7 protein-coding genes are annotated in these 12,794 nt (G+C 49.5%); all 7 read left to right on the forward strand.

Annotation, left to right across the window (positions count from 1 at the left end; genetic code table 11):
• Positions 1 to 481 precede the first annotated feature (481 nt).
• The 7 genes from MKY35_RS05090 (at position 482) to MKY35_RS05120 (ending at position 12,727) form a co-directional block, all read left to right on the forward strand.
• A complete protein-coding gene (locus MKY35_RS05090; protein WP_342445771.1) occupies positions 482 to 4,507 on the forward strand; it encodes a DUF5695 domain-containing protein in 4,026 nt (1,341 codons plus the stop codon).
• A gap of 134 nt (positions 4,508 to 4,641) precedes the next feature.
• Entirely contained in the window at positions 4,642 to 5,940 is a 1,299-nt protein-coding gene (locus MKY35_RS05095; protein ID WP_342445772.1) for an alpha-glucosidase/alpha-galactosidase, read from the forward strand.
• A 13-nt stretch (positions 5,941 to 5,953) separates the two neighbouring features.
• Positions 5,954 to 7,780 carry a sensor histidine kinase gene (locus MKY35_RS05100; protein ID WP_342445773.1) on the forward strand — a complete coding sequence of 609 codons (1,827 nt, stop codon included), beginning with the start codon at positions 5,954 to 5,956 and terminating at the stop codon, positions 7,778 to 7,780.
• A gap of 16 nt (positions 7,781 to 7,796) precedes the next feature.
• On the forward strand, positions 7,797 to 9,386 hold the full coding sequence (locus MKY35_RS05105) for a response regulator (protein ID WP_342445774.1): 1,590 nt from the start codon (positions 7,797 to 7,799) through the stop codon (positions 9,384 to 9,386).
• Between the two features lie 123 nt (positions 9,387 to 9,509).
• Positions 9,510 to 10,865, forward strand: coding sequence for a sugar ABC transporter substrate-binding protein (locus MKY35_RS05110; protein ID WP_342445775.1), 1,356 nt, complete (start codon positions 9,510 to 9,512; stop codon positions 10,863 to 10,865).
• 33 nt (positions 10,866 to 10,898) lie between these two features.
• The gene (locus tag MKY35_RS05115; RefSeq protein WP_342445776.1) at positions 10,899 to 11,804 is read left to right on the forward strand and encodes a sugar ABC transporter permease; all 906 of its coding nucleotides are present in this window, start codon (positions 10,899 to 10,901) and stop codon (positions 11,802 to 11,804) included.
• Positions 11,801 to 12,727, forward strand: coding sequence for a carbohydrate ABC transporter permease (locus MKY35_RS05120; RefSeq protein ID WP_342445777.1), 927 nt, complete (start codon positions 11,801 to 11,803; stop codon positions 12,725 to 12,727). Before MKY35_RS05115 ends, MKY35_RS05120 begins: the two co-directional genes overlap by 4 nt.
• The last annotated feature ends 67 nt before the right edge of the window (positions 12,728 to 12,794 follow it).

Below are 12,794 nucleotides of genomic sequence, written 5' to 3' on the forward strand. Positions count from 1 at the left end.
GGACAAGAGCATAGTCCATTTGAAGTCGCTATTTTAGCGGCTTTTTTGTTTTATCGTTTTACGTTGATGTTTTCGAGTGATTAGCAATATTCTAGTACAGGTTACTTCGTAATTAACAAGGTACACTACAAAACTAAGGACACAAAACTTGTCTCAGAGATTAATAAGTACGTCTTGGATTATGGCAAAAGCATCATGCCCCAGCTGTTGCCAGGAGTCTGAGCAAACAGGTAAGCGGTTGAGGCTAATGACAATGAACCCATTACGCTAACTGGAAACGATAGTTCAATGATAAAGTGGTGGTCTCGAAAGGTTGAAATCCTATATAAATCGGTTGAAAATGTTGATTTCACCAGTGGACAAGGATTTGTACAATAGAGTTGTAACGCTTACATTTCCAAGGAGGTTGCGGCGAAATGAAGAGACTTCAGGTGATTGGCAAGCAAATCAGGACCCCGAAATCCCAAAGGAGGCCGTGTTGATGAAATTTAAGGGAATATTGGCGGCGTTTTTATTTTTAACCACAGCGTCTGTGCTGTTTGGGACGCATACGGCAGAGGCCCATGAACTATCCAATGACAAGCTGACGATTCAGACAGGCGAGCATGGCGAAATTTCATCCATACGTATCAAGGGAGATGCTTTTCCGACAGAGTATGTCATGAACGCAACGGTAACACCTGAGCAGAACACCGCAGATCATCAGTGGCTAGGGGAGCTGATGTTCACGTACCGATTGGATGGAGGTAGCTGGACAAAAGCATGGACGAACAAGTCGGCTGACGCACGCAAGATCACAACTAGTGGTAACCGTGTCACTGTCACGTACGAGAATTCTACTAATGCAGAAGGCATACGCAATTTTAAAGTCATCGAAACGTATTCGGCAGAGTCGAATGGTTCGGTGTTGTGGAATATACAGGTACAGAATACAAGTGGGAAAAAATTGGAGATTGGCGATTTTGGTTTGCCTCTGCCTTTTAATGAGCAGTGGACTAACGGTGACGCGATCTACGAAACCAGAGTGGTGACGCATTCCTTTGTCGGCAATAACAGCTCCTATATCACAGCTGGGCGTCCCAGCGGCATTGGCTCTTCCCTTTTGCTGATTCCTGATTCCACAACAGGTGCGGGTTTTGAATATCAGGATCACTGGAGGGATGAGGAGCATCCGGGCAGCAAATGGGCCTGGAATCCGGCCAACGAAGGTAAATGGCTGGAAGGGCTGAATGTATTTTATATTCATTCCAATGTCATCAAGTCCACCAACCGGGGCTATTTGCCCAATACAAGCCTGATCCTGAATCCCGGTCAAAGCAAAAACTATGGCTTCAAGTTTCTGGCTGTGAAGGACGAGCATGATGTAAAAGATACGTTGTACCAAGAAAACTTGGTGGATACAACAGTCGTACCCGGCATGATCGTGCCTACGAATCAAAAGGCGAAGGTAGACCTGCGCTCCAAGCAGGCGATCAGCAAAGTAACCTATCCCGACGGAACCGTTATTCCAGAGACGGATAGCAAGGCTGGAGGACACCACATTTATGAATTGAAATTTACTAAATTGGGTCCGAATTTCATAACGGTAGAATACGGCAATGGCAGCAAAACGGTTCTACAATTTTATGCCATCGAGCCGATTGATCAAGCGCTGCAACGGCACGCTACATTTATGGTCGACAAAACCCAATGGAATGTACCGGGTGATCTGCGCGACAAGGTATTTGACGATTGGATGATGCATACCAAATCCAAACGGAACATTTTCAACGGCTACTGGGGCTGGGGAGACGATTGGGGTCTGACGCACGGACAGTTCCTGGCTGAGAAAAACACACTGTCTCCGGTCGCCAAAGAGGTGCGGGCCGTAGACGATTATTTGGAAACGGCGATCTGGACGAATCTGATGAACGGACATCATGAGGATTATTTAATTCATGATTTCTTGATGCCAGAGCCTAACGATACACCGACCTATCGAGGGTATGCTTATCCGCATGTATACAACACGTATTTCAGCATGTACAAGATTGCCAAGGAATACCCGGATCTTGTTACTTACAAGCATCCAAAGGAAACGTATTTGCTGCGGGCGTATAACATTTTCAAAGCATTGTATGAAGGGCCAGTCGCGTACAACTGGGAAACAGGTTTGATGGGCGAACTGACCACACCGGATATTATTCGGGCACTTCATGATGAAGGCTATGATGATGAGGCGAATGATCTTAAGGAAAAAATGGATCGTAAATATAACAATTTTAAAAATACAAAGTATCCTTATGGTTCTGAATATAGCTATGACAATACAGGGGAAGAAGCTGTATATACGTTAGCCAAGCAGAATATAGATACAGAGGGCGAGCAAAGTAAAGCCCTGGAAATGATGGGTAAAATCAATGCCAAAACCCGTGCGGCACGCGGTCACATGCCCGTATGGTACTACTACACCGATCCGGTGACGATTACCGGGGAGAACTGGTTTAACTTCCAGTACACGACTTCGCTTGCTGGATATGCGATGGATGACTGGATTCGCCATCATGAGGACAATCACCGTGAGGAACAACAACGGTTGTCCTATGCAGCTAAAATTGCCAATGTCGGAGCGATTAACTCCGGGCAAATCAGCTCGGACCCTGAAAACATCGGGGCGGTCGCATGGACGTACCAAGCGGAAAAAGGCAATAACGGCACGAACGGCACTGGCGGCGGTAAAAATGTTCCGCTCTTTAACGGCTGGCGCGGCATGAGTGGTGAGGCTGATCTCGGATTGTTCGGTGCGCTCAAAACCTTAAGCGCTGATATCGCGATGGATCCGATTTTTGGATTGACGGGCTACGGTGCAGAGGTGAGCAAAAGTGGCAACGTGTATACGATCAAGCCGCTGGACGGTTTGTTCAAGCGAATCAATCTGATTACGGAAAAGATGTATATCGAGCTGGAAAAGGATCAGTATACAGAAGCCAAGCTGGCAACTTCCAAGGATTATGTATGGCTTCAGTTGAAAAATCAAACGCCAGGCCAAGCTCATTCCACGTACATTACATTTGACGGTTTGAAGAAAGGAACGTATTTGGTTAAAGTAGGCGGTCAATCACAAGGGAAGTTTAATGCATATGCGCCTTCCAACAAGCTTAAATTGGAGATTGGTACAGCATCCTCCTACACGGTAGAGCTGACACCAACCACACCTGATCCGAACAAGGCACCTGTTGTAGACGCTGGCAAAGATTCGAAGGTGAAGCTGCCAGATCAGATCATTCTGAAAGGCACAGCTACGGATGATGGACTTCCACAAGGCAAGGTGACGAGTGAGTGGAGTCTGGTTGAAGGACCGCAGGACGCGAAGGTCACATTCAGCAGCAAAGCATCGCTGCGCACGAAGGTGGACGTTTCCGAGCCAGGAACGTATGTGTTCAAGCTGACAGCCAGCGATTCTCAGTTGTCAGCGGAGGCTAAAGTAACGGTGGTAGCTGAACCGGCCGCTCCGTTACTTGAACAGCTTGCAGTTTACAAGTTTGATGAAACAAGCGGTTCTGTAGTTGCGGATTCATCGGACAGTGGCAATGATGCTGCCGTGAAGGGAACGGCTGCATGGGCTGCGGGTAAAACAGGCAATGCTGTCAGCCTGAACGGCAAGGACAGCTATGTGCAGCTTCCGGCGGGTATTGTCAGTCGTGCACAGCAATTGACCGTATCCGGCTGGGTCAAAGCGAACAGCCTGAGCGATTATGTACGGATTTTTGATTTCGGCTCCGGAACGAATGAATATATGTTCCTGACCCCTAAAGCAGGAAATACCATGCTGTTTGCCATTACCAATCAAGGCAACGGGCAGGGACAGGAGCAGACGATTGAAGGCCCTGTACTGCCGACAGGCGTATGGAAGCATGTTGCGGTTACGCTTTCAGGTTCCACAGGTATTTTATACGTGGATGGAAAAGAAGTGGGACGCAATACCAACTTGACCCTGAATCCTACCAGTCTGGGACAGACCAAAAATAATTTTATCGGCAAATCTCAGTACCCTGATCCATACTTCAATGGTCTGGTGGATGAGTTCCGCATCTACAGCCGTGCTTTGAATGCTTCTGAGGTAGCAGGTTTGGTCTCCGGTACAGCACAAAGCCTAACGGGAGCTGAGAAAATTACGGCTTTAAAAGAAGTAAACGTGACGACTCGTACGGGTGAAAAACCCGAACTGCCAAGCGTAGTGGAAGCTACGTATGGCGAAGGCTCCACTAAATGGGTGGCTGTGGAATGGGAGGATATAGACCCTGCACAATATGCTGCTCCAGGTTCGTTTGAGTTGAAGGGCAAAGTAGAAGGGACAGAGTTAAAGGCAATGGCGAAGGTAACCGTGATTGAGGCAGGGGCTGCGGTTCCATCGGTAACACCGGTTGGCCCGGAGAATTCAGTAACCCCGCCAACTACGATATCCCCGGTAACATCTGCCTTACCGCCTCGACCTGTCAGCTCCGCTAAATCAGCGGGGGTATTCTGAATGGGCGGCAACAACGCATAGTCATGACTAATTTTTCCCATCGTCACTTTCCTCCTATAAAGGGGAGAGTGGCGGTGGGTATCCTTGCATTTGGAGTGCAAAGATGCGAACAAAATGTGAATGGGGGATAAAGTATGAGCAAGATTACATTTCTGGGTGCAGGCAGTACGGTATTTGCTAAAAATGTGCTTGGCGATTGTATGTTGACGCCTGCTTTGCAGGGCTTTGAACTAGCGTTGTTCGATATTGACCCCGTAAGGCTGAAAGATTCAGAAAATATTTTATCCAATTTGAAAAAAACAACAGGGAGCACCTGTGTGATCCGCTCCTACACTGACCGCAAGGAAGCACTGCGTGGAGCGACTTATGTGGTAAATGCCATCCAGGTGGGCGGCTATGATCCGTGTACAATTACGGATTTTGAAATTCCCAAAAAATACGGTCTGCGCCAAACGATTGCCGATACGGTCGGCATTGGCGGTATTTTCCGCAATTTACGTACGATTCCGGTGATGCTCGATTTTGCAGCAGATGTGCGCGAAGTGTGCCCGGATGCATGGTTTCTCAACTACACGAATCCGATGGCAGTGCTAACGAATGTGATGAACGTTTATGGTGGTGTCCGTACGGTAGGGTTGTGTCATAGCGTTCAGGCGTGTATACCGGAACTGTTTAAAAGCCTGGGGCTCGAGCAGGAAGGTGTGAAGGCAAAAATCGCAGGCATCAATCATATGGCGTGGCTGCTCGAAGTGAGCAAGGACGGGGTGGATCTATATCCTGAGATTAAAAAACGAGCCGCCGCTAAGCAGCAGGAAAAGCATCATGATATGGTGCGCTTTGAAATGATGCTGAAATTCGGCTATTACATTACAGAATCGTCCGAGCATAACGCGGAGTATCATCCGTATTTTATCAAACGGGCATACCCTGAGCTGATTGAGCGCTTCAATATTCCTTTGGATGAATATCCTCGCCGCTGTGTGAACCAGATTGCACGATGGGAAACGATGCGTGAGGAGCTTTTGGGCAATCAGGATTTGCGTCATGAACGGTCAAACGAGTATGCCTCTTATATATTTGAGGCGATCGAAACGAATCAGCCTTTTGCCATTGGTGGCAATGTGATGAACACAGGCTTAATTACCAATCTGCCGAAGGAAGCCTGTGTGGAGGTACCTTGTCTGGTGAATCGTAACGGGGTTACGCCAACCTTTATCGGGGATTTGCCACCCCAATGTGCTGCACTGAACCGGACGAATATTAATACCCAGCTGTTAACGATTGAAGCTGCAATCACCGGGAAAAAGGAGCACATTTATCATGCTGCTATGTTGGACCCGCACACGTCCGCAGAGCTGTCTATGGATGATATCGTTTCTCTGTGTGATGACCTGATCGCAGCGCACGGGGAATGGCTCCCGGCCTATGTGTAAGGGAGACAGATGAATGGGAGGCCGGGGTCGTCAAAAGTTCGCTGGGATTCCTACGATTCGTGGGAAATTTATTGTACTGACGCTGGTACTCACCGTCATTCCGATGGTGGTACTGACCTTTACCTTTTACCGGATCGCGGCCCATTCCATCGGCGAGAAATCGGAAGCGCTGGCTATGCAGTCCCGGCAAATGAGTGAAAATTACGTCAATGCGACGCTTTCCGACTTGAATGACCTGACCAATGCCATTCTCAGCAATCCTGATGTGCAGTCCATGCTGGAGACCAAGCCGGAAGATGATTATGAATATTTACGGAACGATGAAACACTCAGTATGGTTGTCCGTACGCAAACCCAGACCAAGCCGTATATCACGTCCTCTCTCATATATGCCGCCAATGGCGGGCTCAAGCATTCTCTCTATCAGGGGAATGTTTCGGTCCGTTTTGGCGGCCTTCCTACATTAGAGGAAGCACGTGTGTACTATCGCCGCCTGCTCGCCGAGCGGCCCATGATGTGGATGGCTCATTCACCGTTTGAATCAGGACGTGGGATGGCGGAGGACCGCATATATGTAGGGAAGCTGCTTCGAAAAACGACTGGAGATTACGCACCCCTCGGATTTTTGCTGCTGGAAATTGACAAGGCCAGTCTGTTTCGGGGGCTTGCTTTTCATGGGACAGACGGCAATACCCAGATGTGGGTGCTGGATCAGGAGGGCGAGCCTGTATACCGATTGCCGGAGCAGGGTGCTGCGGATCAAGCGCTATTGCGGCAGATTGCTAAATCGGCTGTGGATAGGCCTGTGCTTACGAAGGATTGGAGAACATGGAACGGCCGCCAGACGATGATCTCTTACGGCCCGTTAAATGAAGGACAATGGACGCTGCTGCAAAAAGTCGATCAGTCTGTGCTGTTCGAGGATGCGCGGAAAATTGGTGCCTGGACCATCTGGACTTTTTTGATTGCACTGATGCTGGGCTGGATGCTGTCTTATCGGCTGAGTGACACGATTCGTCGGCCCCTGCTTCAATTGAGCCGATTAATGGCGGTCGATGGGAGTGTGAGTGCTACAGGCTTAGCCCAAGCTTTCGAAGCTCCTACTTCCGTTGTTTTTAATCCTAAGGATGAGGTAGGGCAGATCGGGGAGCGTTTTCTTCATATGATGCAAAAAAATCATGAACTGTACGATCAGGTCTACGAAGCGTTGCTGTCGCGTAAGCAGGCTGAGTTCCGCGCGCTTCAGGCGCAGATTAATCCGCATTTTTTGTACAACACGCTGGAGTCACTGAAGGGAATGGCATTGGCGAATGGGCAACGGGATATGGCAGAAGTAATCGGTGCCTTCGGTAAATGTTTTCGCATTTCACTAAGTTATGGCCGAGAGCAAATCAGTTTGGGACAGGAAGTTGAGCATGTAAGCGCCTATGTGAAGGTGCAGCAGTTCAGGTTTAGGAATTCGTTCGAGTGGATTTGCGAGGTAGAGGAGGATATTTGCGGATTTTATGTACCCAAACTAATCCTCCAGCCGCTCGTCGAAAATGCTATTTACCACGGTTTAAAAGGGCGCACCGACCGTGGCTATATCATGTTATCCGGTACAAGGGAAGGGGATATGTTGCGTTTGACGGTCAGTGATGATGGGGGCGGTATTGGAGCCGAGCGTCTGGACGATATTCGGAAGTCGCTGGAAGCGGAACGGGGGAGTGCTATTGGCTTTGGGCTGCGCAATGTGCATGAACGTCTTCGGCATTATGGTCCGCAATATGGACTGTCCGTGACAAGCGAGCCGGGTCAGTACACCTCGGTTACCTTACTGGCACCCATTCGAACTGAATAAGAAAGGGGAGAATGGCATGTACCGGCTGCTGATTGTGGACGACGAATATCATATTCGGGAAGGACTGAAGCTGATGGTGGCGGAAAGTGGCCTGTCAGTGGAAGTCAGTGATGTGGCGGGGGACGGCGCAACGGCATTACGTTTGTATACGGAGCAGCGACCGGACATGGTTTTACTGGATATTAATTTACCGGATATGAGTGGACTGGATGTAGCCAAAACTATTCGGGACAAGGATCAGCAGACCCCGTTATTATTCCTGACAGGGTACGAATCTATGACGTATATTCGTCAGGCAGTCTCGCTTCAAGCGGTCGATTATTTGCTCAAGCCTGTGACCAGCGAGGATTTCGAAGCGGCATTGAGCCGGGCTGAGGATCGTATTGCGCAATGGCGAAGAAGCGAGGAGGAAGCGATTCACCGCCATCGTTCATTGGAGCCATTGTACAGGGAGCATCTACTGCTGGATTTGCTCCAGCAGCGGCGTCCTGCAGCCGAGGTCATTCGGGAGATGGACGGGCTGAGATTTTTCGGCGAGACGAGTGGGCCGCCTTATACCGTGCTGTGTTGCGAGCTGGAGGAGGCGTCGCAGCAGGAAGCAGCCGCTAGCAAGTCACACGGTTCCATGCATAAAAACAGCCATGTATTCGCTGGACTGGCTGGGGAGGCTGCGGCAGCGACCGGGGCGAAGGCGCACAGTGCAGCGGTTTCCCGCGATCGGCGTGTTGTGCTGCTGGCGAGGGCATCTTGCAGGGCGGCGGAGCGGGCGGCACAGCAGATTCGGCAGACCGTGCAGGAACGATTGAGCCAGGGCGTGTCCATCGGGATTAGCCGTCCTGTACAACGGATGGAGCAACTTCCCGAGGCGTATGAGGAAGCCGTGCAAGCGGCGGAGCATCGGGGGTGGGTGGGCTATAGCCAGATCATCCCCTATGAGAGCATTCAGGCGGCCGAGCCAAACAGCAGTCAATTACTGGAGAAGGAACTGCTGATGATTACGGAAATTCGAGCGGGCAATGATGCTGCCGTACATGCAATTTTACAGGAATGGTCAGGACAGTTGGCAGGGTTGCCATTCAAGCAGGTGAAAATGATTGTCACTCAGCTCGTGCTGTTCGTCATGCGGATCGTTCAGAGTGATGCATCTGTAGGACAAACGTCCATGCAGGAGCATGACCCGTTGTTGGAGCTGTCCCGATTACGACATGGGCCCGAGATGGTTGATTATGTATCGCGCTATTTTGTTCGGGTGGGTCGTCATGTCCGAGAATCACGCGAGAAGGGTATTCCCCGCAAATTCCAACGGGCCAAGGAATGGATTCGGGAGCATCTTCAGGAGGATAGCGGGCTGAACCGTCTGGCAGAGTACATGAATATGAGCCCCAAATATTTGAGTACCCGCTTCAAGCAGGTTACAGGTGAAAGCTTCGCCGACTACCAGACGCGTGTTCGCTTTGAGCGAGCCCGAGAACTGCTGCTGGACCCGAATCGCAAGGTGGCGGAGGTAGCGGAGCTAGTGGGATTCACAGATACGAACTATTTTAGCATTGCCTTTAAAAAGCATACTGGACTGACCCCGACGGAGTTTCGTAAAACATTTTTGTAAACGCGCTGTTAAAAAAATCATACCAAAACAAAGAGAGTCTGGAGTCGTTGGGTGGTCGGCTCTGGGCTCTCGGCGCATAATAGGCTTGTAAGGAGAAACCAGTTCAGGAAGGGGCCGGTTGATTTGCTGAAACGAAGGTTACGGACATGGATGGCTCTCGTGATGACGGTGATGTTGACAGGGCTGACGGCTTGCAGTGGTAACGCTGGCGAACCGGCTAATCCCAATGCGGTCGAACTCAAGTTCATGTACTGGGGAAGTAATGATGAGAAGCAGGCGATGGAAAAAATGATTCAAAGCTTTAATGCATCCCACCCGAACACCCGGGTGAAGGGCGAGCATGTCCCTGGTGACTACACGACGAAAATTAACACGTTAATGGCTGCCAATCAGCTTCCTGATATCGCCTACCTGGGTGATTCCCTCACAATGAAATGGGCAAGTGAAGGCAGACTCCTGGATTTATCCTCTTATTATGACGAATATCCCGAATTAAAAAACAAGCTCAAATCCTCCTATCTCTACAGCGAACCCGGCAAGTCTATCGGCAATTACACCGCATTGGAAGTGATGCAGTTATTTTACAACAAGGAGTTGTTTACAGAAGCAGGGGTACCCGTCCCTCCGGCTGATCCTGAAAAAGCGTGGACATGGGATGAATTCCTGGAAATTGCCAAAAAGCTGACCAAGGATCAGAACGGCAAGCATCCGGGAGACAGTGGATTTGATCCGAAAAATATTGTGCAGTACGGCTTTGCCTTCGGCAATGACCGCAGCTCCTGGGGACCGCTTTTAGCAAGCAACGGCGGAGGTTTGACTGACAAAACGGGCAAGAAGTACACCCTGAACAGTCCTGAGTCGGTGGAGGTTTTTCAGAAGCTGCAGGATCTGGTGTTCAAGGAGCATGTTTCTCCTGATTTGATCCAGCAGCAGGACATGCCGTCTAATACGATTCGTCTTCAGACGAGGAAGGTCGCGATGGTGGTGGACGGAACCTGGTCCCTGCTTGATTTTTCGAACAACAAGCAGCTGCAATGGAGTATCGGCGTTCTGCCGAAGCTAAAAGAGCCCAAAACGATGATTGTTGCGGGAGCCACGGTCATTTTCCAGAGCACCAAGCACCCGAAGGAAGCGCTCGAATTCTATTTGTACCATAACAACCCCGAAAAGGTGGATCTGTTCAAGTCCGGTCTTTGGATGCCTATCGAGGAAAAATACTATACCGATGAGCAGGCTATCCAGTCATGGACCAACAATGCCGCACATCCACCGGAATTTCAAAAGGCTGGCATTGAGTATGCCAGAGATTATGCGATCAAGCCGTCAACTTCGACCCTTCGCAACTGGCCTGATATCGGTTCCAAGCTAACTCCGGGGCTGGATCTGATCTGGACGAACAAGAAGACGCCGCAACAGGCGCTGGATGAACTGGAACCTATCATTCAGCCATTACTTCAAGGGGTATACCCGGATGAATAATGCGGCGGGACAGCTGCGAAAGGAGAACAGCCCATGAAGCGACCAAAATCAGGAATGATGCGCATGGAGCGAAACTGGGGTCTGCTATTCGCGCTTCCTGCCATCCTCGGATTAATGATTTTTACAATTGGACCGATTGCGGCCTCGTTCGTATTCAGCTTAACCGATTGGACGATTGGTGGACAGATGACCTTCATAGGATTGGATAATTACCGAACCATTTTGACCGAGGATAATACCTTTTCCCAATCCATGTTCGTGACTACTTATTATGCACTGGGCAGCGTACCTCTCGGCTTGGCTGCGGCTTTTATCATTGCGCTGTTATTAAATCGAAAGGTGAAGGGTTTGTCGGTGTTCCGTACGATTTATTATCTACCTACCATTGTTCCGAGTATTGCTAACACGATGTTGTGGCTATGGATGTTCAACCCGGATTTTGGACTGTTAAATTCGCTGCTGGAGGGCGTTGGACTGCCGGGGAGCAAATGGATTTATGACGAGAACACTGCAATACCCTCGCTGATCATGATGAGCACTTGGGGGATCGGGAACACGGTCATTATCTTTTTGGCGGGACTTCAGTCGGTTCCCACTCATCTGTATGAAGCAGCTGAGGTAGACGGCGGCAATAGGTGGCATAAATTTTTTCACATTACCATTCCTTCGATGACACCAACCATTTTCTTCAATCTGGTCATGTCTTTAATCAGCACCTTTCAGGCCTTCAATCAGGCGTATGTTATGACCAACGGGGGACCTAACAATTCAACGTTGTTCTATGTGTTCTACTTGTGGCGTACGGCCTTTACGGAGACTAAAATCGGCTACGCCTCAGCTCTGGCTTGGATCTTATTTTTCGTCATCATGGTGCTTACCGTCCTGATTTTCTCCACATCCAAAAAGTGGGTTCACTATGAAGGAGGGGAACGTTCATGAATCAGGTCACTTCTTCTGTCAATTCTTCAGAAACACCACAACATCCGCTTCCACAGCCTGAACGCTCCCGTAGTCCTGCTACCCCCACCCGTTCCAAACCATTCTCAGCCAGCCGTGTTGTACTGTATATCGTTTTAATTATAGGCAGTGCGTTAATGCTGTTGCCATTTGTATGGCTTATTCGCAGCTCTCTGATGGGGACATCGCAAATTTTCGTGTTCCCGCCAGAGTGGATACCCTCTCCTTTTCAATGGAGCAATTACCCGGAAGCGCTGACTTCAGTACCGTTCGGCAGGTATTTTATGAATACGTTCATGATTGAGGTGTGTGTGCTGGCAGGAGTGATGTTGACCTCGATTGTGTCGGCGTTTACCTTTGCCCGCCTGCGCTGGCCTGGACGTAATCTGATTTTTTCCCTGCTAATCGGGTCGATGATGTTGCCTTACGCGGTGACGCTGATTCCCACTTTCGTCATGTGGCGTGAGCTGGGCGGGCTGAATACATTTCTGCCGCTGATTGTTCCTGCATGGTTCGGTGGAGGGGCGTTTAACATCTTCTTGATGCGACAATTTATGCTGACGATTCCGCGCGATCTGGACGAAGCGGCTTATATGGACGGAGGTACGCCTCTGACTGTACTATGGCGCGTCATTATTCCTTTATCTTCGCCTGCATTGATCGTGATCGGAATATTCACTTTTATTGATGTGTGGAACGATTTTTTGGGCCCAATTATTTACTTGAGTGACGAAAAGCATTTTACGCTAGCGCTGGGGCTGGCGACTTTCCGGGGATTAAACAATACCAACTGGCCTTACTTGATGGCGGCTTCCAGCACGATTTTGGCTCCGATCGTCCTGATATTTTTTATCGGACAGCGTTATTTTATCGAAGGCATTACATTGACAGGTATTAAAGGCTAAAAGGAAGCCGTGACGCGTTGGTGTATTTGAAAAAGAGACGGAGAATTGGACGCAGGACTTACGGGAA

Source organism: Paenibacillus sp. FSL L8-0638 (genome assembly GCF_038593075.1).
In the GTDB taxonomy this organism is placed as follows: domain Bacteria; phylum Bacillota; class Bacilli; order Paenibacillales; family Paenibacillaceae; genus Paenibacillus; species Paenibacillus polymyxa_D.